At 56.4% G+C, this 23,333-nt stretch carries 26 protein-coding genes and 1 tRNA gene; 12 read left to right on the top strand and 15 right to left on the bottom strand.

Annotated elements, in window-relative coordinates; genetic code table 11:
* Nucleotides 1-24 precede the first annotated feature (24 nt).
* The 8 genes from JTA15_RS14360 to JTA15_RS14325 all read left to right on the top strand — a co-directional run bounded on the left by JTA15_RS14360 (nt 25) and on the right by JTA15_RS14325 (nt 6,594).
* Nucleotides 25-1,212, top strand: a complete 1,188-nt coding sequence (locus JTA15_RS14360; RefSeq protein WP_025202978.1) for a phage tail sheath protein — start codon at nt 25-27, stop codon at nt 1,210-1,212.
* A gap of 11 nt (nt 1,213-1,223) precedes the next feature.
* Complete coding sequence (locus tag JTA15_RS14355; protein ID WP_014171681.1) at nt 1,224-1,742, top strand: phage major tail tube protein; 519 nt, start codon at nt 1,224-1,226, stop codon at nt 1,740-1,742.
* 56 nt (nt 1,743-1,798) lie between these two features.
* Complete coding sequence (locus JTA15_RS14350) at nt 1,799-2,107, top strand: phage tail assembly protein (protein ID WP_219372435.1); 309 nt, start codon at nt 1,799-1,801, stop codon at nt 2,105-2,107.
* Nucleotides 2,108-2,139: 32 nt separating this feature from the next.
* Nucleotides 2,140-2,259, top strand: coding sequence for a GpE family phage tail protein (locus tag JTA15_RS14345; RefSeq protein WP_014171679.1), 120 nt, complete (start codon nt 2,140-2,142; stop codon nt 2,257-2,259).
* Entirely contained in the window at nt 2,252-4,699 is a 2,448-nt protein-coding gene (locus tag JTA15_RS14340; RefSeq protein ID WP_219372434.1) for a phage tail tape measure protein, read from the top strand. The genes JTA15_RS14345 and JTA15_RS14340 overlap by 8 nt, the downstream gene beginning before the upstream one ends.
* An 11-nt stretch (nt 4,700-4,710) precedes the next feature.
* Entirely contained in the window at nt 4,711-5,175 is a 465-nt protein-coding gene (locus JTA15_RS14335; protein ID WP_014171677.1) for a phage tail protein, read from the top strand.
* Nucleotides 5,172-6,326: a phage late control D family protein gene (locus tag JTA15_RS14330; protein WP_108647790.1), complete on the top strand. Its 1,155-nt coding sequence runs from the start codon at nt 5,172-5,174 to the stop codon at nt 6,324-6,326. The genes JTA15_RS14335 and JTA15_RS14330 overlap by 4 nt, the downstream gene beginning before the upstream one ends.
* Nucleotides 6,327-6,393: 67 nt before the next feature.
* Complete coding sequence (locus JTA15_RS14325) at nt 6,394-6,594, top strand: ogr/Delta-like zinc finger family protein (RefSeq protein WP_025202983.1); 201 nt, start codon at nt 6,394-6,396, stop codon at nt 6,592-6,594.
* 82 nt (nt 6,595-6,676) lie between these two features.
* Here JTA15_RS14325 and JTA15_RS14320 read toward each other — a convergent pair.
* Nucleotides 6,677-6,752, bottom strand: a tRNA-Ile gene (locus JTA15_RS14320).
* 124 nt (nt 6,753-6,876) lie between these two features.
* On the opposite strand from JTA15_RS14320, the gene mug reads away from it, so the two are divergent.
* Complete coding sequence (gene mug, locus JTA15_RS14315; RefSeq protein WP_025202984.1) at nt 6,877-7,383, top strand: G/U mismatch-specific DNA glycosylase; 507 nt, start codon at nt 6,877-6,879, stop codon at nt 7,381-7,383.
* A gap of 83 nt (nt 7,384-7,466) precedes the next feature.
* On the opposite strand, the gene rpoD is transcribed toward mug, so the two are convergent.
* From rpoD to rpsU, 3 genes are all read right to left on the bottom strand, one after another.
* Nucleotides 7,467-9,314, bottom strand: a complete 1,848-nt coding sequence (rpoD, locus tag JTA15_RS14310) for an RNA polymerase sigma factor RpoD (RefSeq protein ID WP_020883616.1) — start codon at nt 9,312-9,314, stop codon at nt 7,467-7,469.
* A gap of 150 nt (nt 9,315-9,464) precedes the next feature.
* On the bottom strand, nt 9,465-11,210 hold the full coding sequence (dnaG, locus tag JTA15_RS14305) for a DNA primase (RefSeq protein WP_025202985.1): 1,746 nt from the start codon (nt 11,208-11,210) through the stop codon (nt 9,465-9,467).
* A 114-nt stretch (nt 11,211-11,324) separates the two neighbouring features.
* A complete protein-coding gene (gene rpsU / locus JTA15_RS14300) occupies nt 11,325-11,540 on the bottom strand; it encodes a 30S ribosomal protein S21 (RefSeq protein ID WP_001144069.1) in 216 nt (71 codons plus the stop codon).
* A 236-nt stretch (nt 11,541-11,776) separates the two neighbouring features.
* Here rpsU and tsaD point away from each other — a divergent pair, with 236 nt between their 5' ends.
* Entirely contained in the window at nt 11,777-12,790 is a 1,014-nt protein-coding gene (gene tsaD, locus JTA15_RS14295; RefSeq protein ID WP_020883618.1) for a tRNA (adenosine(37)-N6)-threonylcarbamoyltransferase complex transferase subunit TsaD, read from the top strand.
* Nucleotides 12,791-12,830: 40 nt separating this feature from the next.
* Here tsaD and ureG read toward each other — a convergent pair whose 3' ends face one another.
* From ureG to plsY, 10 genes are all read right to left on the bottom strand, one after another.
* Nucleotides 12,831-13,448 (bottom strand): urease accessory protein UreG, encoded by a 618-nt coding sequence (gene ureG, locus JTA15_RS14290; protein ID WP_138614658.1) that lies wholly within the window; start codon nt 13,446-13,448, stop codon nt 12,831-12,833.
* 9 nt (nt 13,449-13,457) lie between these two features.
* Nucleotides 13,458-14,132 carry an urease accessory protein UreF gene (locus JTA15_RS14285; protein ID WP_219372433.1) on the bottom strand — a complete coding sequence of 225 codons (675 nt, stop codon included), beginning with the start codon at nt 14,130-14,132 and terminating at the stop codon, nt 13,458-13,460.
* Nucleotides 14,132-14,671: a HupE/UreJ family protein gene (locus JTA15_RS14280; RefSeq protein ID WP_219372432.1), complete on the bottom strand. Its 540-nt coding sequence runs from the start codon at nt 14,669-14,671 to the stop codon at nt 14,132-14,134. The genes JTA15_RS14285 and JTA15_RS14280 overlap by 1 nt, the downstream gene beginning before the upstream one ends.
* A 9-nt stretch (nt 14,672-14,680) precedes the next feature.
* A complete protein-coding gene (ureE, locus tag JTA15_RS14275; protein ID WP_047956114.1) occupies nt 14,681-15,157 on the bottom strand; it encodes an urease accessory protein UreE in 477 nt (158 codons plus the stop codon).
* 9 nt (nt 15,158-15,166) lie between these two features.
* Nucleotides 15,167-16,870, bottom strand: a complete 1,704-nt coding sequence (ureC, locus tag JTA15_RS14270) for an urease subunit alpha (RefSeq protein WP_219372431.1) — start codon at nt 16,868-16,870, stop codon at nt 15,167-15,169.
* Nucleotides 16,863-17,177, bottom strand: a complete 315-nt coding sequence (locus JTA15_RS14265) for an urease subunit beta (RefSeq protein WP_020883624.1) — start codon at nt 17,175-17,177, stop codon at nt 16,863-16,865. Before JTA15_RS14265 ends, ureC begins: the two co-directional genes overlap by 8 nt.
* Nucleotides 17,178-17,187: 10 nt before the next feature.
* The gene (locus tag JTA15_RS14260; RefSeq protein ID WP_003862556.1) at nt 17,188-17,490 is read right to left on the bottom strand and encodes an urease subunit gamma; all 303 of its coding nucleotides are present in this window, start codon (nt 17,488-17,490) and stop codon (nt 17,188-17,190) included.
* A gap of 10 nt (nt 17,491-17,500) precedes the next feature.
* Nucleotides 17,501-18,328 carry an urease accessory protein UreD gene (locus JTA15_RS14255; protein WP_219372430.1) on the bottom strand — a complete coding sequence of 276 codons (828 nt, stop codon included), beginning with the start codon at nt 18,326-18,328 and terminating at the stop codon, nt 17,501-17,503.
* Nucleotides 18,329-18,444: 116 nt separating this feature from the next.
* Nucleotides 18,445-19,911, bottom strand: a complete 1,467-nt coding sequence (locus JTA15_RS14250) for an MFS transporter (protein ID WP_219372429.1) — start codon at nt 19,909-19,911, stop codon at nt 18,445-18,447.
* A gap of 92 nt (nt 19,912-20,003) precedes the next feature.
* Nucleotides 20,004-20,618 carry a glycerol-3-phosphate 1-O-acyltransferase PlsY gene (gene plsY / locus JTA15_RS14245; RefSeq protein WP_020883628.1) on the bottom strand — a complete coding sequence of 205 codons (615 nt, stop codon included), beginning with the start codon at nt 20,616-20,618 and terminating at the stop codon, nt 20,004-20,006.
* Between the two features lie 107 nt (nt 20,619-20,725).
* On the opposite strand from plsY, the gene folB reads away from it, so the two are divergent.
* Together folB and bacA are read left to right on the top strand one after the other, a co-directional pair.
* On the top strand, nt 20,726-21,094 hold the full coding sequence (gene folB, locus JTA15_RS14240) for a bifunctional dihydroneopterin aldolase/7,8-dihydroneopterin epimerase (RefSeq protein WP_020883629.1): 369 nt from the start codon (nt 20,726-20,728) through the stop codon (nt 21,092-21,094).
* 107 nt (nt 21,095-21,201) lie between these two features.
* Nucleotides 21,202-22,023 carry an undecaprenyl-diphosphate phosphatase gene (bacA, locus tag JTA15_RS14235; RefSeq protein ID WP_014171656.1) on the top strand — a complete coding sequence of 274 codons (822 nt, stop codon included), beginning with the start codon at nt 21,202-21,204 and terminating at the stop codon, nt 22,021-22,023.
* A gap of 10 nt (nt 22,024-22,033) precedes the next feature.
* Here bacA and JTA15_RS14230 read toward each other — a convergent pair whose 3' ends face one another.
* On the bottom strand, nt 22,034-23,275 hold the full coding sequence (locus tag JTA15_RS14230) for a multifunctional CCA addition/repair protein (RefSeq protein ID WP_219372428.1): 1,242 nt from the start codon (nt 23,273-23,275) through the stop codon (nt 22,034-22,036).
* Between the last annotated feature and the right edge of the window lie 58 nt (nt 23,276-23,333).

The raw sequence follows: 23,333 nt of genomic DNA, 5'->3' as shown, positions 1-23,333 counted from the left end.
CCACTAAACGAAGGAGTTAAACGGATGGGCGACTATCATCACGGCGTGGAAGTCATCGAAATCAACGATGGCACCCGCACCATTTCCACCGTCTCGACGGCAATCATCGGCATGGTCTGTACGGCCAGCGATGCGGACGACAAGACATTTCCTTTAAACGAGCCTGTGCTTATTACCAACGTGCAAACTGCGATTGCGAAAGCCGGGAAAATGGGGACGTTGTCCGCTTCCCTGCAGGCGATTGCCGATCAGTGTAAACCGGTTGTTGTTGTCGTACGTGTCGCTGAAGGCACCGCTGATACCGCTGAGGAAGCACAGAAAGAGACTATCTCTAATATCATCGGTACAACCGATGAAAACGGTAAATATACCGGTCTGAAAGCGCTCCTTACCGCGAAAACGGTCACTGGCGTTAAGCCACGTATTCTCGGTGTTCCGGGGCTGGATTCTCAGGAAGTGGCGACCGCGCTGGCCGCCATGTGCCAGAGCCTGCGCGCGTTTGGCTATGTCAGTGCATGGGGTTGTAAAACCATTTCAGCCGCTATCGATTACCGCAAAAACTTCAGTCAGCGCGAGTTGATGGTGATTCACCCTGATTTTCTGGCGTGGGATACCACCACCAACACGACGACCCACGCCTGGGCCACTGCACGTGCTCTCGGCCTGCGCGCCAAAATCGACCAGACGATTGGCTGGCACAAAACCCTGTCCAACATCGGCGTTAACGGTGTCACAGGTGTAAGCGCCTCCGTGTCCTGGGATCTGCAGGAACAAGCGACCGATGCGAACCTGCTTAACCAGGCCGGCGTCACCACGCTTATTCGTAACGACGGCTTCAAATTCTGGGGCAACCGTACCTGTTCAGACGATCCGCTCTTCGTCTTTGAAAACTACACCCGTACCGCGCAGGTGTTGGCCGATACCATGGCCGAAGCACACGCATGGGCAATGGATAAACCCATTACGCCAACGCTCATCCGCGACATCGTTTCCGGTATCAATGCCAAATTCCGTGAGCTGAAAACCAACGGCTATATCGTTGATGGCACTTGCTGGTATGACCCGGAATCAAATGATGCATCGACCCTGAAAGCGGGGAAATTGTACATCGATTACGACTACACCCCTGTCCCGCCGCTGGAGAACCTGACCCTGCGCCAGCGCATCACCGATACCTATCTGGCAGATCTGTCCGATTCGGTTAACAGCTAAGGAGCTGAAGCATGGCGTTACCACGCAAACTTAAATATCTGAACATGTTCAACGATGGCCTGAGCTATATGGGCGTTGTTGAGTCTGTCACCTTACCGAAGCTCACCCGCAAACTGGAGAAGTATCGCGGCGGCGGTATGCCGGGCTCGGTCTCTGTCGACCTCGGCCTGGACGATGATGCCCTGGCGCTTGAGTGGACCATTGGCGGTCTGCCGGACGTCGCGCTGTGGGCACAGTATGCCTCTCCGGGCGCGGACAGCGTGCCTCTGCGCTTTACCGGCTCCTTCCAGCGTGACGACACGGGCGAAATCTCCGCCGTCGAAATCGTCATGCGAGGCCGTCATAAAGAGTTTGATGGTGGTGAAAACAAGCAGGGCGAGAGCGGCACCACCAAGATGTCCACCGAGTGCGCTTACTACCAACTGACCATCGATGGCAAAGAGATCATCGAAATTGACATCATCAACATGGTGCTGAAAGTCGACGGCGTCGATCGTCTGGCGGAACACCGTAAGGCGATTGGCCTGTAAACCTTTAACCGGCCGGGACTGCCGGCCGGTAAGTTAACTTTCTGAAGAGTAACGAAATGGAAAATATCAACGAGACCGTCATTAACGAAAGCGAAAACCCGAACACCATTACGCTCGACACTCCCGTTCTGCGCGGCGAGCAAAAAATCGAAAAGGTGACCATCGCAAAACCCAACGCGGGGACCCTGCGTGGGGTATCGCTGGCGTCGCTGGCACAATCTGACGTCGATGCGCTGATTAAAGTGCTGCCGCGAATGACCTCGCCGGCCCTGACCGAGCATGAGATTGCGCGTCTGGATGCTTCCGATCTGCTCTCTTTTGCGGGCAAGGTGATCGGTTTTTTGTCACCGGCTTCGGCTCGCTAAAATTTCCCGAAAACCTGTCGGTCGATGATCTGATGGCGGATATCGCGGTGATCTTTCACTGGCCGCCGTCAGAGCTGTACTCGCTGAGCATGACCGAACTCCTTATATGGCGCGAAAAGGCGCTGCAGCGAAGCGGAAACTACCATGAGTAATAATGTCAGACTTCAGGAGTTGCTTAAGGCAGTCGACCGGGCAAGCCGACCGCTTAACGCTATCCAGAACGCCAGTCTCTCTCTCGCGGCCAGTATCCGCGATTCTGAGGCGGCGTTGCGCGCGCTTGATGAACAGGCGGGCCGCATTAACGGCTTCAGAAAAGCCAACGAACAGCTCGCCGTGACGGGGCAGTCTCTTGCCCGGGCGAAACAGCAGACCGCGGAGCTGGCGCTCCAGCTCAAAAACACCCAGAACCCAACCCGTGACCAGGCGGATGCGCTGGCGGCAGCCCGCCAATCTGCCGCCGCGCTTAAGCTTGAGTACAACAATTTACGCCAGTCAGTGCAGCGCCAGCGCGGTGAGCTGGCGCAGGCAGGGATTAATACGCGCACGCTGTCGTCAGATGAGCGTCGTTTAAGACAGGGTATCAGCGAAAAAACGCTACAACTAAATCGACATAAAGAGGCGCTTGCCCGGGTCAATCAGCAACAGGAGCGGCTTAATACCGTTCAGAACCGCTACGAGTCTGGCAAACGTGTTGCCGCGGGTGTGCAGCAGTTTGCTAATGCGAGCGCAGGAATGGCAAAGGCGGGCTTTAATCAGACGTCCCGCTTTATTGCCCCGGGCATCCGTTTTGAAAAGCAGATGTCTGCCATACAGGCAAGCCTGGGACTGCAGAAGGGGGATACCAGGCTGGAGGCCATTCGTCAGCAGGCACGGGATGTCAGCGTCAGTACAGGAACCTCTACAGATGTTGTCACCCGGGCGCAGGGCGAGTTGGCCCGATCAGGCTATGACGCCGACGGGGTGGTGGCCGCCACTGTGCCGACGGTCAACCTCAGCCTCGCAGGGAATATTGATGCCGCGAAAGCGGTCGACATCATCCGCAGCACGCAGGCCTCGTTTAACCTGGCGAATACGGATGTTGAACGCGTTGCAGATGTCCTTACCCGCGGTTTCACTGCGTCCAATACCAGTCTCACCGAACTGAGTACCGCCATTGCATCCGCCGCACCTGCCGCCGGAGAAGCCGGCGCCAGCCTTGAGGAGACCACCGCGCTGCTTGGTATTCTGATGGAAAAGGGGATGAAAGGTGCCGATGCCGGCGCAGAGGTTAGCGCCATGTTGAGCCGCCTGCAGACGCCGGATGGGCAGCGTTCTGCAGCGCTGAATGAACTGAAGGTGCAAACCCGGGATGGTGAGGGTAATCCACTGCCGACAGAGAATATCCTCAAGGCGATCTCTGCCTCATTCGAAAACAGCAAAATCGGTGCGGCTCAACAAACGGAATACCTGAAGGCCATTTTCGGTGCGGATGCGATGCAAGGCGCAGGTGTACTGGTTTCAGCGGCTGGGAATGGAACACTGGATAACAAGCGCCAGACACTCCAGGGCGCGAGGGGGAGCACCGCGCTGACAGCCTCGGTTCAGGGCGATAACCTCGAGGGTGATATCAGCAAGTTCCAGGCTGCATTAAACGGCCTGAAGATTGATGTCTTTGATAAGGCCGATGGTGCCCTGCGCACGCTGATCTCAACCGCGACCGGGTGGCTTAGTACGCTCTCTCTCTGGATCAACGCTAACCCTGCACTGACGCAAGCCCTGGTCAGCGTGGTTATGGGCGCACAAGCCTTTGCCGGTGTCCTGGGCACGCTAGGTATGGTGGTCGCCCCCATTGTGTCAGGCCTGAATCTGGTGATAACCGCTGCCGGGATGCTGGGCACGGTATTCAGCGTAGTGGGGGGGAGCATCATGACGGTGCTGGGCGCCCTGAGCTGGCCCGTTATTGCTCTCGGAGCGGCAATTGCCGCCGGCGCTTTACTGATTCTTAAATACTGGGAGCCCATTAGCGCCTTCTTTGGTGGGGTGATTGAGGGGCTTTCTGCGGCCTTCGCGCCGCTGGGCGAGCTGTTCTCTCCGCTGTTACAGGCCTTTGGTTTCATTTCAGAAAAACTGGGCGGGATCTGGCAGTGGTTCATCGATCTGATTGCGCCGATTAAGGCGACGCAGGAAACGCTCGACAGCTGCAAAAATGTCGGCGTGGCATTCGGTCAGGCGCTGGGAGATGCGCTAATGGCGCCGCTAAATCTCTTTAACAGCCTGCGCGGCAAGGCCAGCTGGCTGCTGGAGAAACTCGGCGTCATAAAAAAAGAGTCGGGCAATATCGACTCGGCTGTACCGAAAGAAGACACCTCCTCTGCTGACGCCGGCAGTGCCTGGGACCCGGCGTCACCTGTTTACAGCGGCTTCATGGGATACCAGCCGATGGCAGCAGCGGGAGGGCGTTCTTACATCGATCAGAGTAAAAGTGAATACAACTTCACGCTGCAGGGAAGCGCAGTCTCCGGAACGGATCTGACTCGTCAAATCCGGGAGGCTATAGAGAGCAGTGAGCAGGTAAAAGCGAGACGGCAGCAATCCAGCTTTATGTATGGTTAAGGAGAGAGAAAATGTTAATGGTGCTGGGTCTGTTTGTCTTTGAACGACGAACCTTACCGTATCAGTCAATGGTATTTACAAAAGACTACCGCTGGGCATCCAACGAACGCATCGGGAAACCCAAAGCCTGGCAGTACCTTGGCGAAGGTGAGACATCCTTTAACCTTTCCGGATTACTTTACCCGGAGCTCACGGGAGGGCGGCTTTCTCTCAAGGCAGTTGAGCTGATGGCGAATGAAGGGCGGGCATGGCCGTTGATAGACGGTACCGGCATCATTCACGGCATGTTTATCATTGAGAAAGTCACGCATACGCATTCGGATTTTTACAGCGATGGCACTGCCCGGAAAATTGATTTTACCCTGGTACTGAAACGCGTGGATGAATCGCTGATGACGACGTTTGGCGACCTGAGAACGCAGGCCTCAGAGCTGGTGGAAAGCGCACGTAATAGCATTGGAGGGCTGGTGGGATGATCACCGAAATGAATATCCGGGCGGGTGGGAAAATCGCCCCTGATTTTATGCTTAAGCTTGACGAGCGCGATATCACGCAAAATTTCAGCCATCGCCTTATCAGTTTGACCATGACCGACAAACGTGGGCTGGAAGCCGATCAGCTGGATATTCTACTGGATGATTCCGACGGGTTGTTAGACCTGCCTGCCCGGGGGGCAAGACTGTCCTTATGGCTGGGATGGGAGGGAACACCGCTCCAGCCGAAAGGGGACTTTACGATAGATGCGATTGAATTCCGGGGCTCGCCGGACACGCTGACCATCCGGGGATGCAGCGCAGATTTTCGTGGGAAGCTCAACGTGCGGCGCGAACAGTCGTGGCATGACACGACGATCGGCGCGATAGTCAACACCATTGCTCAGCGTAACCAGTTTACCGCCAGCGTCGGAGCGGGACTTGCATCCATCGCCATTTCTCATATCGATCAGTCTCAGGAGACTGACGCGGCGTTTCTCTCCCGCCTGGCCGAACGTAATGGTGCATTTGTTTCAATCAAAGCCGGGAAGGTTATTTTTATGAAAGCGGGCCATGCCGTGACGGCCAGTGGCACACCGCTTCCCTTAATGATGATTGAGCGTGGGGATGGCGATCGGCACCTTTTTTCCGTCGCTGACCGTGAAAATTATTCCGGCGTGACGGCCAAATGGCTGCAAACGCGTGACCCAAAACAACAAAATACTCAATTGAGTATTAATCGTCAACCCGGGGGGCAGCCGACAGAAGGACTACAGCACCCGGATGCCGCTGCACCGGTAGCGGGAGCAGGAGGCAAGGCAGAGAAGCCGCAAGAGAGGCTGGTGGGGTCGGCGGAAAACGTTTTTGAGCTCGCCACGGTTTATGCCTCTGAAGAGCAGGCGCTCAGGGCTGCGGAGGCGAAGTGGCGCGCGCTTCAGCGGGGTACCGTGAATTTTTCCATCCAGCTGGCGCTGGGACGCGCCGATCTGTATCCCGAAACACCGGTGCTGGTCAACGGCTTTAAACGGGTCATTGACGAGCAGGCGTGGATTATCAACGAGGTGGTTCATACTCTCAGCGAGAGTGGATTTACCACGCAACTTAAGCTTGAGCTGAACGTCGCTGATGAAAAATTTTCTATCTCAAATGAGTAATTTATTTGCTATTGATGTCTTTTTGGGTATTATTGATTCACAAATTGTGAATTATGTGGAGGGGTACATGTTTCATTGTCCTAAGTGCAAGCATTCCGCGCATGCGCGTACCAGTCGCTATTTAAGTGAAAATACCAAAGAGCGCTATCACCAGTGCACCAATGTGGACTGCAGCTGTACGTTCGTGACGATGGAGTCCGTGGAGCGTCTGATTGCGACACCAGGCGCCGCTGAGCGTGTCCGAACGGCTTCGCAGACCCACGGTTAGCGACTGCGCCACCGGCTCAAAAAAAATCAATAAAAAAGCCACTCAATCGAGTGGCTTAATGATTTGATTCTACAGCTAAATTTGGTGGCCCCTGCTGGACTTGAACCAGCGACCAAGCGATTATGAGTCGCCTGCTCTAACCACTGAGCTAAGGGGCCGTGGCGGTGAATTATAGAGGAACTCCCTTCAGCAATCCAGCCATTCACACCTGCCTGCTGTTTTTATAAACAATGCATAATCAATCCTTTATACTTCCATAAGGATGTATCAAAGGGAGTAGAGATGATCAACGATATTCTGGCCCCGGGCTTGCGGGTGGTGTTTTGCGGGATTAACCCTGGGAAGTCCTCGGCGCACACCGGTTTTCACTTTGCCCATCCGGGGAATCGCTTCTGGAAGGTTATCTATCAGGCCGGGTTTACCGACAGGCTACTAAAGCCTGAAGAGGAGCAGCACCTGCTGGATACGCGCTGCGGGATTACCATGCTGGTCGAGCGGCCCACGGTTCAGGCGAGTGAGGTGAACCTGCATGAACTGCGCAGCGGTGGGCGAGAGCTGATTAAGAAGATTGAAGATTATCAGCCGGCAGCGCTGGCCATCCTGGGCAAGCAGGCTTACGAACAGGCGTTCAGTCAGCGCGGTGCGCAGTGGGGCAAACAGGCCATCACCATTGGCGTCACGCAGGTGTGGGTGCTGCCGAACCCGAGCGGGCTTAACAGGGCAACGCTGGATAAGCTGGTGGAGGCGTATCGGGAGCTGGATGAGGCCCTGGTTGTGCGTGGGCTGTAGGGCGGTGTTTCCTTGTCCCTGAGGGGCGGAGAAAATGCAAAAAAAAAGCTCCCAAAAGGGAGCTTTTTCACTGACAGGATCGATTAATCGTCCAGGAAGCTACGCAGTACTTCAGAGCGGCTTGGATGGCGCAGTTTACGCAGCGCCTTCGCTTCGATCTGACGGATACGTTCGCGGGTAACGTCGAACTGTTTACCCACTTCTTCCAGCGTATGGTCGGTGTTCATATCGATACCGAAACGCATACGCAGCACTTTTGCTTCACGGGCGGTCAGGCCAGCCAGAACGTCGTGTGTTGCAGCACGCAGGCTCTCGGTCGTCGCAGAGTCCAGCGGCAGCTCGAGGGTGGTATCCTCGATGAAATCACCCAGATGCGAATCTTCATCATCACCGATTGGTGTTTCCATGGAGATTGGCTCTTTGGCGATCTTCAGCACTTTACGGATCTTGTCTTCCGGCATCAGCATGCGCTCAGCCAGCTCTTCCGGCGTTGGCTCGCGGCCCATCTCTTGCAGCATCTGGCGGGAGATACGGTTGAGCTTGTTGATGGTCTCAATCATATGCACCGGAATACGGATGGTGCGCGCCTGATCCGCGATAGAGCGGGTGATAGCCTGACGGATCCACCAGGTAGCATAGGTGGAGAACTTATAACCACGACGGTATTCAAACTTATCAACCGCTTTCATCAGACCGATGTTGCCTTCCTGAATCAGATCCAGGAACTGCAGGCCACGGTTGGTGTACTTCTTGGCGATAGAGATAACCAGACGCAGGTTCGCTTCAACCATCTCTTTCTTCGCACGGCGGGCTTTCGCTTCACCGATGGACATACGACGGTTGATGTCTTTAACCTGCTCAATGGTCAGGCCGGTCTCTTCTTCAATCTGATGCAGTTTCTGCAGGCCGCGGAACACGTCTTCTTTCACGTCATGCAGTTTTTCAGACCACGGCTTGTTCATCGCGATAGCCGCGTTGAACCAGGTTTCGCTGGTTTCGTTGCCGGTGAAGAGGGTGATGAAGTTCTTCTTCGGCATTTTGCACTGCTCAACGCACAGTTTCATGATGATGCGTTCCTGGGTACGTACGCGATCCATCATCACGCGCATGCTGTTAACCAGGTAGTCGAACTGTTTAGGCACCAGACGGAACTGTTTGAAGACTTCAGACAGTTTCAGGATCTCTTCCTGTGCGGCTGCGTGGCTGCGACCTTTTGCTTTGATGGTGTCACGCGTGACTTCGTACTGGGTACGCAGCTCGGCAAACTTCTCGCGCGCCAGTTCCGGGTCGATGCTGTTGTCATCATCGGCGGTGTCGTCGTCGGCATCTTCCTCATCTTCGTCTTCGTCATCATCCATCTCTTCCTGAGACAGTTCAGAACCCACGTGAGTGGCGGTCGGTGCCATATCTTCTTCAGCGTTCGGGTCGACAAAACCGGTGATCAGGTCAGACAGGCGCGCTTCTTCCGCTTCAACACGATCGTACTGCTCCAGCAGATAGGTGATCGCTTCAGGGTATTCGGCAACAGAGCACTGAACCTGGTTGATCCCGTCTTCGATGCGTTTCGCGATGTCAATTTCGCCTTCGCGGGTCAACAGTTCAACGGTACCCATTTCGCGCATGTACATGCGGACCGGGTCAGTGGTACGCCCGATTTCAGATTCCACGCTGGACAGGACCTGTGCAGCAGCTTCTTCCGCATCTTCGTCAGTGTTGTTGGAGGTTTCAGCCAGCAACAGATCATCGGCATCAGGTGCTTCTTCCATCACCTGAATACCCATGTCATTGATCATTTGGATGATGTCTTCGATTTGATCTGAATCGACGATATCTTCCGGCAGATGGTCATTGACCTCGGCATAGGTCAGATAGCCTTGCTCCTTACCGCGTTGGACAAGAAGTTTCAGCTGTGACTGCGGGTTTTGCTCCATAAGACGGTATCCACACTTAATTCGTTTGATTGGTGTCGGCGATGGGGCTGCCAACCTTTAAAGCGAGGGCGTACTTATATTTGTGCCGCTGCCTCTCAGTGCGGCTGCCGGGGGCTTCCCGATCGATATTCGGCACTTAAGCCGTTGAATTCATTTTTTTGCCAGCTCCTGGTTCAGCATCCAGAGTTCCCGGCGTTCTTCGCTGCTTAAGCCGTGTGTGCGCTCGCGAGCTATCAACTCTTCCTGGCGCAGCTCAAGCATCGAATCAAACATATGGTTGAGTGAGTCGGTGAACGTTTTTTCTGCAATGTCCTTATCTGCTATATCGTCCCACATCGACAGTTTTTCAAGGGTAGCAGCCTCTTTTGTGCCGCGATAATGTTCTAAAAGTTGTCCGGTGGTCAGACCTGGCTGAGACAAACAAGTGTTGACCAATTCTGAAAATAAGCCAAGCCCGGGCAATTTTTCGTGGTTCAAACCCGCCAGCGATGGCACTTGCGGAGCAAGTTCGGGGTTTTGAACCAGTAACCCTATCAGTATACGCATGGTTGTGCGTTTTAGCTGAGGCGCGGGACGAACCGCACCGTTTTCAGACTGTTTAGGCATTAAACGTTCAAGCTGGCTGTCATCCAGAATGCCGAGCTTGTTGCCTAGCTCCTGACGCAGATAGATGCGCAGCGTTTCGCCGGGCACCTGACTGATTAACGGCAGCGCCAGCGTGCTGAGCTGCGCGCGCCCGTCAGGGGTGCTCAAATCGACCTGCGGCATCAGGCTGTTAAACAAAAACGTGGAGAGCGGCTGAGCCTGCTCCATCCGCGCTTCAAACGCCGCTTTGCCCTCTTTACGCACCAGCGTATCCGGGTCTTCACCGTCGGGCAGGAACATAAAGCGTAACTGACGCCCGTCGGTCATATAAGGCAGTGCGGTTTCCAGCGCACGCCAGGCGGCGTCGCGCCCTGCACGGTCACCGTCGTAACAGCAGATGACATTGTTAGTCACCCTGTACAGCAGCTGAATGTGATCGGCTGTGGTCGAGGTGCCCAGAGATGCAACCGCATAGTTGATGTCGTACTGCGCCAGCGCGACGACATCCATATAGCCTTCGACGACCAGAAGGCGCGGAGGTTCCGCGTTATCCTTCAGCGCCTCATAAAGACCGTAAAGCTGGCGGCCTTTATGAAAAATATCGGTCTCCGGGGAGTTGAGGTACTTCGGCAGGGCATCACCCAGCACGCGACCACCAAAACCAATCACCCGGCCACGCTTGTCGCGGATCGGGAACATCACCCGTTCGCGGAAGCGGTCGTAGCTTCGTCCCTGGTCATTGGTGACCAGCATGCCGGCATCGATAAGAGACTTACGATCTTCGCTATTGCCGCCAAAACGCTTTAACACGTTGTCCCAGCCGGGCGGGGCGTAACCAATAGCGAAACGCGCAATCACATCGTCACTCAGTCCGCGCGCTGTCAGGTACTGACGCGCAGGCTCAGCAGCAGCGTGCTTAAGAGACTGTTGATAAAACGAGTTCAGACCATCCATCAGTTGGTACAGCGTCTGCCGTTGATGGCGCTCGATCTGGCTTGGCCCACTGCCTGCTTCATACGGCACTTCAAGGTTGTGCATCGCCGCCAGCTCTTCGACGGTTTCAACGAACTCGAGCTTGTCGTAGTTCATTAAAAAATCGACAGCATTACCGTGAGCACCACAGCCGAAGCAATGGTAAAACTGCTTTTCACCGTTTACGGTGAAGGAGGGGGTTTTTTCGTTATGGAAAGGACAGCACGCATGGTAGTTCTTGCCCTGCTTTTTCAGCTTTACCCGCGCGTCGATGAGATCGACGATGTCGGTTCTGGCTAGCAGGTCATTGATGAATACGCGTGGGATTCGTCCGGCCATATGCCCCAAAAATTTTAGTAACTCATAAACGAAAACAAGCCGCGCATTCCTTCCGGAAGCACGGCCTTACGACTACAACTCTGTCTGTCATTGAGGGCTGAGGCCCTCAATTGATTAGTACAGACGAGTACGGCGTGCGTTTTCGCGAGCCAGTTTCTTCGCGTGACGTTTCACAGCAGAAGCTTTAGCGCGCTTACGTTCGGTCGTTGGTTTTTCATAGAACTCACGACGACGAACTTCAGCCAGAACACCTGCTTTCTCGCATGAACGTTTGAAGCGACGCAGTGCAACGTCGAACGGCTCGTTTTCACGTACTTTAATTACCGGCATGTAACTCTCACCTTTGATAAATTCGGTTTGCCGCTGGCATCAACGCCAGCTTATTTCAAAATGGTGCGGAATTTTACTGCAAATGCTGCTGCTTTGTAAAGCACCGACGCGTTTTTGAAAGGGACTTTAATAAGGGTGAGGAGTATACACGAGGCTTCTTCCTGGGGCGAACAAAGTTTTACATCAATCCGCATTGGCCCTACACTGCGCGGTATTGAAACGAGGTAAAACAAGTCATGCGTGTACTGGGTATTGAAACATCCTGCGATGAGACCGGCATCGCCATTTACGACGACGAAAAAGGGCTTCTTGCCAACCAACTGTATAGTCAGGTGAAATTACACGCTGACTACGGCGGCGTCGTGCCTGAACTGGCTTCTCGTGACCACGTGCGTAAAACGGTTCCCCTGATTCAGGCGGCGCTGAAAGAAGCCGGGTTGAGCTCTACTGATATTGATGCTGTAGCGTATACCGCAGGCCCGGGCCTGGTGGGTGCGCTGCTGGTCGGCGCAACGGTGGGCCGTTCGCTGGCATTCGCGTGGGATGTGCCGGCCATTCCGGTTCACCATATGGAAGGGCATCTTCTGGCGCCGATGCTGGAAGATAATCCGCCTGCGTTTCCTTTTGTGGCGCTGCTGGTTTCAGGTGGCCATACCCAGCTGATTAGCGTAACGGGGATTGGCAAGTATGAGCTGCTCGGCGAGTCCATTGACGACGCAGCCGGTGAGGCCTTCGACAAAACGGCCAAACTGCTGGGTCTGGATTATCCTGGCGGTCCGATGCTCTCGAAAATGGCATCGCAGGGCACGGAAGGGCGTTTCGTCTTCCCGCGTCCGATGACTGACCGTCCAGGGCTGGATTTCAGCTTTTCCGGTCTGAAAACCTTCGCGGCCAATACCATTCGCAATAATGACGATAGCGAGCAGACCCGTGCTGATATCGCCCGTGCGTTCGAAGACGCGGTGGTCGATACCCTGATGATCAAATGCAAACGCGCACTGGAAAAGACCGGCTTTAAGCGTCTGGTGATGGCCGGGGGCGTCAGCGCCAACCGCACGCTGCGTGCAAAACTCGCCCAGATGATGCAAAAGCGTGGTGGGGAAGTATTTTATGCCCGTCCGGAATTCTGTACCGATAACGGGGCGATGATCGCCTACGCGGGCATGGTGCGTCTGAACGCTGGCGCGACCGCCGATCTGAGCGTCTCTGTACGTCCACGCTGGCCGCTGGCGGAGTTGCCGGAGGCGTAATGCCTGACCCTCTCCCGCCAGGGAGAGGGGATTTAAACGGTTACATCCGCAACATCCCTTTCTCTTCCAGAAATGTCACGATCGTCGCCAGTCCGTCGCCCGCCTTCAGATTGGTGAAGGTCCACGGGCGCTCGCCGCGCATGCGGTTGGTGTCACGCTCCATCACTTCCAGTGAGGCCCCCACATAGGGCGCCAGGTCGGTTTTGTTGATCACCAGAAAATCGGATTTGGTTATCCCTGGTCCGCCCTTACGCGGGATCTTCTCCCCTTCAGCGACGTCAATCACATAGATAGTCAGGTCAGCCAGCTCCGGACTGAAGGTGGCGCTCAGGTTGTCACCGCCGCTTTCAACGAAGATCAGGTCCAGATTGCCGAACTTTTCGCTTAACGCTTCCACTGCCGCCAGGTTCATTGAGGCATCTTCGCGGATTGCGGTATGCGGGCAGCCGCCCGTCTCCACGCCCACGATGCGCTCTGGCTCAAGGGCACCCGCTTCGGTAAGAATGCGCTGGTCCTCTTTGGTGTAGATATCGTTGGTCACCACTGCCAGGTGATAGGTGTCGCGCATTGCTTTGCAGAGTGCTTCCAGTAACGCGGTTTTGCCCGACCCCACCGGGCCGCCCACGCCCACGCGCAGGGGATGTTTGTAATCAGCCATGTTGTCTCCTCAGGAACGGAATAATCGTGAATATTGTGTTTCGTGGCGCGCAGAGGCGATGGCCGACAGCGGCGTTGCCGCACCCAACGCGTCGTCGCCACGCAAAAAAGCCGGTTCAAGCCCGGCGGCAAAGTGGTCGCTCAGGTCGATAATCAGCTGCTGCGCCGTCTGTTGCCCGAACGGCACCAGCTTGACGCCTGCCATGACCGCGCTCTCAATCCAGCTGTAGCCCAGGCTCAGGGCCAGCTCATGGGCGCTAATGCCCCAGCGTACTCCGAGCCACGCCATGCCGCTGAGCTGGCTTTGCATAAACAGCGTCCGCCACTCTGCCGGACAGTCCGGCTCCCAGCTTTTGAGCAGGCGCGTAAAGGCCGCCCCGCGGTTGCGTTCCTCTTCACGCAGTTCACGCGTTTCCCGGCAGGCGAGAAGGTAAGCCGTCCAGCGTGTTGCCGTCGCCAAATCGTTTTGCTCGCACGCCTGATAAAGTCGGGAAAACAGCGGCAGATCGACACAGAAAAAGCTCTGCTCCATCTGCAGGATCTGCCAGTTTTTGAACGCCTCAGCATTGGGGACCCAGCCTGCTTCTACGGCCCACTCCAGCCCCTGCGACCAGGTGAATGACCCGACCGGAAGGCTGCTGCTGGAGAGCTGCATCAGGCGCAGCCGCTGGCGGACGTGCTCCATCAGCTCATCAGCGCCAGCAGCGCAGAGACAATCAGCCCGCCACCAAAGGTTTTACGTAACCCGTCGTGACGGCGCAGCAGCAACCCGGCGGCGAAGCTGGCGCACAGCACCGTGGCACTGGCAAACATAAAGCCGCTGGTGAAGAGCCAGAAGTTATGGCCAGACATCTCTACCCCGTGCGCCCAGCCGTGGAACATTGCCAGCGCCGGCACGGCCAACAGCAGGCGATTTTCGGTTTTAAACATCATCGCGCCGCAGACCGCCAGCGAGGCGATAATCAGCATTTCCATGCCGCTAAAGCCGCCAAGCAGGCTGCCTGCAACGGCCCCGGCCAGCATCATGCTGAGAGTGGCAAGGGGCAGCAGCAGCTTGCGCCCGCTCAGGGCCGAAAGTACGCCCGCACCGGTTAGCATCAGCAGATGATCAAGACCCGTCAGCGGATGGAAAAAACCGGCCTGAAAGCTGTCTGTGCCGTGTCCGGGATGCGCCAGGGCAGGAAGAGAAAAGGCCAGCAGTAACAGAGGTAAAAACGTACGCATGATGAATCCTTAATGTGAATGAGCGTGAGAGTGACTATGGCTATGGCTATGGCTGTGGGCATCGCTGGTATACGCCCCTGCTTCCGGTTCAAACGGGAGGGTGGCAAATGTCACCTCGAGCCCGAACTGGCGCAGCATGTCATCGAGCACATGATCGTGGTGGTAGCGCAGCTCGCCAGGCATGATCTGCAGCGGCACGTGGCGGTTGCCGAGGTGGTAGCAGGCGCGGGCGAGCAGGAACGGATCGTCGCAGCGCACCACGGAGACCGATTCCGGCGCGGCGATCACCTCGATCACCTCGCTGCCGTCGTCAGTGGTCAGCAGATCTCCCCCGCGCAGCAGCAGGCCGCGCGGCAGCATCAGCCCGGCTTCGCGACCGTCATTCAGCGTCACGCGGGCACGGCTTTTTACCCGGACATCAATCGGCAGCGTGACGCTGGCGGTTATCGGATGGGCATGGTCAAGGCGTTGGGTCAGGTAGATCATCGTCACTCCTTAAAACAGGAAATAGCGTTGGGCCATCGGCAGAACGTCTGCCGGCTCGCTGGTAATGAGCTCGCCATCAACGCGAACCTCGTAAGTTTGTGCATCAACGGTGATGTTGGGCTGCAGGCTGTTGTGGATCATGTCGGCCTTTTTCACCGTGCGGCAGCCTTTTACGACGGCTATGCCGCTCTGCAGGCTGAGCTGGTGCGAAATGCCCTTCGCATCGGCAGCCTGGGAGACAAACGTCAGCCGTGTCGCATGGCGTGCGGCACCCAGCGAGCCAAACATCGGACGGTAATGGACCGGTTGCGGCGTTGGGATAGAGGCGTTGATATCCCCCATCGGCGCGCAGGCGATCATCCCGCCTTTCACAATGGTGGCGGGTTTGACGCCAAAGAACGCGGGGGCCCAGACCACTAAATCCGCCAGTTTCCCGGCCTCAATCGAGCCCACTTCATGGGCAATCCCGTGGGTTAGCGCCGGGTTAATGGTGTATTTGGCGATATAGCGTTTCACGCGGTAGTTATCGTTGTTCCCGGTCTCTTCCGGCAGTGCGCCGCGCTGAACCTTCATACGGTGCGCCACCTGCCAGGTACGAATAATCACTTCGCCGACGCGACCCATTGCCTGGGAATCGGACGAGGTCAGCGAGAAGGCGCCGATATCGTGAAGGACATCTTCCGCAGCGATGGTCTCCCGGCGAATGCGTGATTCAGCAAAGGCCACGTCCTCGGCGATATCCGGGTCGAGGTGGTGACACACCATCAGCATGTCGAGATGCTCGTCGATGGTATTCACCGTGTAGGGCAGCGTCGGGTTAGTGGAGGAGGGCAGAATATTCGGGTGTGCGCAGGCGGTAATAATATCCGGTGCATGTCCGCCGCCCGCCCCTTCCGTATGGAAGGTGTGAATGGTCCGCCCACCGATAGCCGCCAGCGTGTCCTCAACAAACCCGGATTCGTTCAGCGTGTCGCTGTGCAGCGCCACCTGAATATCCATCTCCTCCGCCACCGCCAGTGAGCAGTTGATGGCGGCTGGCGTCGCGCCCCAGTCTTCGTGGATCTTCAGCCCGATGGCACCCGCTGCGATCTGCTCGCGCAGGGCATCAGGGTTGGAACCATTACCTTTGCCAAGCAGGCCGATATTCACCGGTAGTGTATCGGCCGCCTGCAACATTCGCGCGATATACCAGGGCCCCGGCGTACAGGTCGTGGCGTTGGTGCCTGCCGCAGGGCCCGTGCCCCCGCCAATCATGGTGGTGACGCCAGAGACCAGCGCCTCTTCCGCCTGCTGCGGGCAGATCCAGTGGATGTGCGTGTCGATCCCGCCGGCGGTGACAATTTTCCCTTCGGCGGCGATCACTTCTGTCGCTGCGCCAATCGGGATCGTGACCCCGGGCTGTATATCCGGGTTGCCGGCTTTACCCACGGCAAAGATCCGCCCGTTTTTTACGCCAATATCGGCTTTAACGATCCCCCAGTGATCGATAATCAGCGCGTTGGTCAGCACCAGATCCACGCAGCCGTCGGATGTCATCTGCCCCTGGCCCATACCGTCGCGGATCACCTTCCCGCCGCCGAATTTGACCTCTTCGCCGTAGACCGTGAGATCGTTTTCCACTTCTATCCACAGCTCGCTGTCGGCCAGACGCACTTTATCGCCAGTGGTGGGGCCGAACATATCGGCGTAGGCCTGGCGTGAAATTTCAGCCATTTTTCACCTCTCCCATCACCTCGCCGCGAAAGCCGAAAATACGCTGCGCGCCGCTGACCTGAACCAGCGTCACCTCGCGCTTCTGTCCGGGTTCGAAACGCACGGCGGTGCCTGCCGGAATATTCAGCCGATAGCCTTTGGTGGCTTCCCGGTCGAATTTCAGCGCCGGGTTAATCTCATAAAAGTGGTAGTGCGATCCCACCTGGATCGGCCTGTCGCCATGGTTTTCGACGATCACGTTTTGCGTGTCTCGCCCAACGTTGATCGCAATGTTTCCGGATTGGATCTGGTATTCGCCTGGGATCATTACGCGCTCCTTATACGATCGGGTTATGGACGGTGACGAGCTTTGATCCGTCCGGGAACGTCGCTTCCACCTGAATGTCGGGGATCATCTCCGGTACGCCTTCCATCACCTGGTCGCGCGTCAGGACGTGACGGCCCGCTTCCATCAGTGAGGCGACGGTTTCGCCATCGCGGGCGCCTTCCATAATAAACGCGCTGATCAGCGCGACTGATTCCGGGTAATTCAGTTTTACCCCGCGCGCAAGGCGGCGTTCGGCAACCAGCGCAGCGGTAAACAGCAACAGCTTGTCTTTTTCTCTGGGGGTCAGTTCCATAACGTTTCTCTTATGTCTGCCAGATACGCGGCGAACAGGCGGTTTTGGGGGTTAAAAGCGGGCGAAGCGACTGCCAGATATCACGCATCACCCGCTGGCAAATCAGGTTGTCGTGGGAGAGAAAACGCACCGACAGCAGATCGTCTGTGAGCGTTGCCCCGGCAAAGTGGCTCAGCGGCGTCAGCAGCTCGCGCACCATTTCGAGGTGCGCTTCCCTGGCCGGAAAGAACAGCAGCGTGCCGACCCACGGGAGACCTGCAACGGGCGTGAGATCGCCATTGCTGAGGTGCTGACGTTCAATCAGCCGTGGCTCATCGTTGACCCAGATCTCAAGGCGGCTTTCCAGCGTGCCGTGGCTGAAGGTTTCGCCGATCACCGGGCGACCCAGACAGTACAACTCCCACGCCAGCAGCGTACTGGAAGCCTTCAGATGAAAAACGGAACGCAGGGCGGCATTCGCACCGGGAAAGATAATGGTGTCCTGTGGCAGCCACTCCAGCGTAGCCTCATCGTCGAGCCAGAAGTGCTGATTGAGACAGGCCTGCGGGCCGCTGCTGCGATAGAACTTGCTCGCGCCGGGCATGGTGATCAGCGCATGGCTTTTCGCGTCCAGATGCACCGAAATATCCAGCGTATCGCCGCCGACTATCCCGCCTGGCGGGTGCAGTAAATACAGGTGACAGGTGTCGCCTTCGGGATAAAAAGGTCGCTGTACGGTGAGGGGCCCGATGTGATGAGCAGCGTGCAGGAGGGTTTTCTCAGGGGTGTAACAAAACTGCAGGGCAAGCGATGCCTGCCAGCCTTTGTAAGAATTATCAGTGACCTGAGCTGCTAACATGCTGCATCCATCTGCTCATCATCGGGAGACGTTTCAGTATGCCCTGGCAGAAATGAAGGCTGTCATATGAGTCGCTTATGGATAAAAAAACCGGCTCAAGGAGCCGGTTGAGAAGGTTATCGATAATCCTCTGCATCCACATCATAGCCGGACGGCTCCCAGCGGATCGCCAGCAGCGAAGCCAGCCCGATAAACGGTGCCAGGGCGATCACCCAGAACACGGCGGTATCAAGAGAGGCCACCAGCAGCGGGAACAGAAACAGCGAGAGCGTAGAACTGCTGCGCATCAGCGTCTGGTTAAGGCCCACGCCCACGCCGCGCAGAGAGGTGGGATAGCTCAGGGACGCAAACGTCATGGTATGGGCACCGGGCCCAAATCCCTGACCGAACAGGAACAGCGCCAGCATCGCGACGGCGATAACGCCTTCCGATACGCCTTCCGGACGACCAATCAGCGCCAGCCCCAGCAGAGCAACAAGCTGACAGGCGTAGCCCGCCAGCGACATCCGCCACGCGCCGAAACGCGGAACATAGCGCACTGCCAGCAATCCGCCGACGAAGGCAAACAGCAGGTTTAGCACCAGTGAGATCAGAATAGTGGTCAGCATCGACTGCACAAAGAAGCTGGAGATAATGACCGGCAGACCAAATGCGACGGCGTTATAGGCGAAAGACGACACCACCGAGAGCAGGGTAGCGAGCGTGGTACGTCGCAAATAGACGCCACGGAACAGGTTCAGATAGTTTGCCCACTTCGCCTTGTTGACCACCGGTGCCGGTTGGTTAAGCGCATCCTGCGGCACGTGGGCGTTGATGTTATACGATTGCCGCAAGATAGCGGCCGCCTCTTTCAGGTTGCCCTGATTCGCCGCCCAGACCGGGGACTCGCTCATGTAGCGGCTACGAATGGCGATAATCACCAGCGCAGGCACCGCGCCAAACCCCAGGATTAAGCGCCACAGCCAGTCGCTGTGACTTTCTGGCAGTACGGCGTAGAAGAATAACACCAACAGGTAAGAGATGCTGATTGCGGCATACCAGGTTGGGCACCACATTGCGACGCTGGAGGCCTTGTTTCCTGGGCCTTTGAGCCTGGCGAACTCGCTAAGAAACGCCATCGCCACCGGCAGATCGATCCCCACGCCGAGACCCATCACAAAGCGTGCGCCCGCCAGCGCATATTCGTTGGGTGCCAGTGCACAGGCGATGGCCGCTACCACGAAGAACAGCATATCGGCCATAAAGACGCGGTAGCGTCCGATCTTGTCCGTGAGATAGCCACCCAGCAGCGCCCCGACAATCGCACCAAAGGTAATGGCCGAGGCCACCATGCCGGTACCGGCAGGGGTAAGATTAAATTCGCGGGTGATGTCTTTGATGCCGAACGCCAGCGCACCAAGGTCGTACGCATCGAGGAAAATACCGCCCAGCGCGATACCGACTACGATGCGGGCGTTGGCCCGACCCTGAGAACCGTCGTTGACCAGACGTGAAACGTCAGAGGCGTTACGTACCCACTTGATGTCGCCATCAGGCGAATGTCCTGCCGTTGAAAGGGGAGTTATGTCTGTAATGTCTGCCATTTTCTTTTTGTGTGGTTGTGTTGTGTCATTAACAGTTACCACAGGCAGAGGGTGACCAAAATCACATTTGGTTATAAGGCATAACTAACCCCTTACGGGGCGTCTTTTTTCTTTCTCTTGAGCTTCGACCAGATTTTGGTCTCCTGGCGACGCCACAGGCGCTGAATATTATCGTGATGACGCAGCAGGATGAGGCAGGAGAGCATCGACACCGGGAAGGTAAACTGCGGTTTGAACCACCAGACATAGAATGGCGCGATCAGCGCGCTGACGATGGCGCCCAGTGATGAGTAACCGCTCAGAAGAATGGTCAGTAGCCAGGTGCCAGCCATTACGCCGGTTAAGTCCCAGCCGATAGGGGCAATAGCACCAAAGGCGGTGGCGACGCCTTTACCGCCTTTAAAACCAAAGAATACAGGCCAGATATGGCCGACACAGGCGGCGATAGCAATGAGCCCCAGCCAGAACGGCGTTACGCCCAGCGCATACGCTCCCCAGACGGGTAACATTCCTTTCAGAACATCAAAAATCAATACCGCTACGGCTGCTCCCTTGCCGCCAATTCGTAGTACATTGGTCGCCCCCGGATTCCCGGAACCACTTTCGCGCGGGTCAGGTAACCCGGCAATGCGGCAGACCAGAATGGCGCTGGAGATTGAGCCGCAAAGGTAGGCGAGGAGGATCATTCCAGGCGCGATTGCACTCATAACGCTGTTCCGTTTTGAAAATGTATCTGTATTCTCAGCATCTGTGGATAATACGCATAATTCGCCGGAAGTGGTATCCGGTTTAGCCAAAAAGCAGGCAGGTCGTGATGGATATTGTATTTATAGAGCAACTTTCGGTAATCACCACTATTGGTGTTTACGACTGGGAACAGACCATTGAGCAGAAACTCGTGTTCGATATCGAAATGGGCTGGGATAACCGCAAGTCAGCAAAAAGCGACGACGTGAATGACTGTCTGAGCTACGCCGATATCAGTGAAACGGTCGTGGGCCACGTCGAAGGGCAACGTTTTGCGCTGGTGGAGCGTGTGGCAGAAGAGGTGGCTGAGCTGCTGCTGAGCAAGTTCAACGCACCGTGGGTACGCATCAAGTTGAGTAAACCGGGTGCCGTGGCGCGTGCTGCTAACGTCGGCGTGATCATTGAGCGTGGCACAAATCTGAAAGGGAAGATTTAACGTCATAATAGCTAAACCATTTTAGGTTATACCGGTCTTAAAGCTGTATCTTTCACGGTTGTCCGCGTGGGACACCGTTTTTTTTATATCTTTTTAGGGGTTTATAGATGAGCGATATGCACTCGCTGCTGGTGGCGGCAATACTGGGTGTGGTCGAAGGATTGACGGAGTTTTTGCCGGTTTCCAGTACGGGCCATATGATTATCGTTGGCCATCTGCTGGGCTTTGAAGGCGATACCGCAAAGACGTTTGAAGTTGTCATTCAGTTGGGGTCTATTCTGGCGGTCGTTGTGATGTTCTGGCGTCGTCTGTTCGGGCTTATCGGTATCCACTTTGGCCGTCTTCCTCAGCGCGAGGGTGAAAGCAAAGGTCGCCTGACGCTTATCCATATTCTGCTTGGCATGGTTCCGGCAGTGGTTCTGGGCCTGGTTTTCCACGACACCATTAAATCGCTGTTTAACCCGATTAACGTCATGTATGCGCTGGTCGTCGGCGGTTTCCTGCTGATCGCGGCAGAACTGCTGAAGCCGAAAACGCCACGTGCGGAAGGTCTGGATGACATGACCTACCGTCAGGCGTTTATCATTGGTTGTTTCCAGTGTCTGGCGCTGTGGCCGGGCTTTTCACGCTCAGGCGCGACCATCTCTGGCGGGATGCTGATGGGCGTTAGCCGCTATGCTGCGTCGGAGTTCTCGTTCCTGCTGGCGGTGCCGATGATGATGGGCGCGACCGCACTCGACGTCTATAAAAGCATTGGCTTCCTCACCACGGGTGACATTCCGATGTTCGCCGTGGGCTTTGTCACTGCCTTTATCGTGGCGCTGATCGCCATCAAAACCTTCCTGCAGTTGATTAAGCGTATCTCGTTTATTCCGTTCGCGATCTATCGTTTTATCGTGGCGGCTGCGGTTTACGTGGTCTTCTTCTGACCGATGGCCCTCAGTCTTTAGGCTGAGGGCAATGCTTTACCTTCCAGTCCGACACCGCCTGAATTCGACGTTTCGTCAGCTCTTCCCGGATTTCCGGTCCCTTGAAGCCCGCCTCGACAACCGCTTTAGTCGGTACCGCTTTTGCCACGTCCCACGCTGCGCGTAACAGCCGCCCCTGCGGATAATCGCAGGCTTCAAAACCGGTGCGGCCACGTACGTCGGCTTCGCTGGTCAACGCGATTTGCTCGACGCGCTGGGGTTTGCGCCATGCGTCGATGTTATCAAACAGCTTAACGATGGTGGCCGGTTTGAGGATCGGGAAGGTGTGGATCAGGTCGTGAAATTCCGCCACCAGTCTGGCGAGATCACGGATCTCGTTGGGTACCCGCAGGCGCTGGCAAAGCCCTTCGACCAGCTTCACCCCGGCAGGACCGTGGCCATGGTGGCGCGGCCACATGGCTTTTGGCGTTAATCCTTTGCCGAGATCGTGGCACAGCGTTGAAAAACGCACATCCACCTCGGGGCTGAGCATGGCAGCCATACTCAGGGTCATCAAGGTATGCACGCCGGTATCGATTTCCGGGTGCCATTTCGCCGGGGCGGGCACGCCGAACAGCGCGTCAATTTCCGGGAACAGCACTTTCAGTGCGCCACAGTCACGCAGCACCTGGAAAAAGACCTGCGGGTTGCGGGTAGTAAGGGCGTTTTCCGTCTCTTTCCAGACGCGCTCTGGCGTGAGGTGGGCCAGTTCGCCCGCCTCGGTCATGGCGGTCATCAGTGCCAGGGTCTCATCGGCAATGCGGAAGCTCAGATGCGCGTAACGCGCCGCAAAGCGCGCCACGCGCAGCACGCGGAGCGGATCTTCAGAAAACGCCGGGGAGACGTGACGCAGCAGTCGATTACGCAGATCGTCCTGACCGCCATACGCGTCAATGATCTGGCCGTCTTCGTCCTGCGCCAGCGCGTTGATGGTGAGATCGCGACGCAGGAGATCTTGCTCCAGCGTGACGTCCGGTGCGGCATAGCAGGTGAAGCCGGTATAACCCGAACCGGATTTCCGTTCGGTACGCGCCAGGGCGTACTCCTCACGGCTTTGCGGGTGCAGAAACACGGGAAAATCGCGGCCTACCTGCTGGTAGCCCGCGTTAAGCATCTCTTCAGGTGTGGCTCCCACCACCACCCAGTCTTTATCTTTGACCGGCAGACCTAACAACGCATCACGTACCGCACCACCGACCAGATAACTCTTCACGCCCTGTACTCCCGTTTTCTCTTTTCGCAAGATAATACGTAAGTCTGGCAGAGAAGAC

The organism is Enterobacter sp. BIDMC 29, from assembly GCF_019378755.1.
Classification (GTDB): domain Bacteria; phylum Pseudomonadota; class Gammaproteobacteria; order Enterobacterales; family Enterobacteriaceae; genus Enterobacter; species Enterobacter ludwigii.
This window is presented reverse-complemented; position numbering and strand designations above follow the sequence as displayed.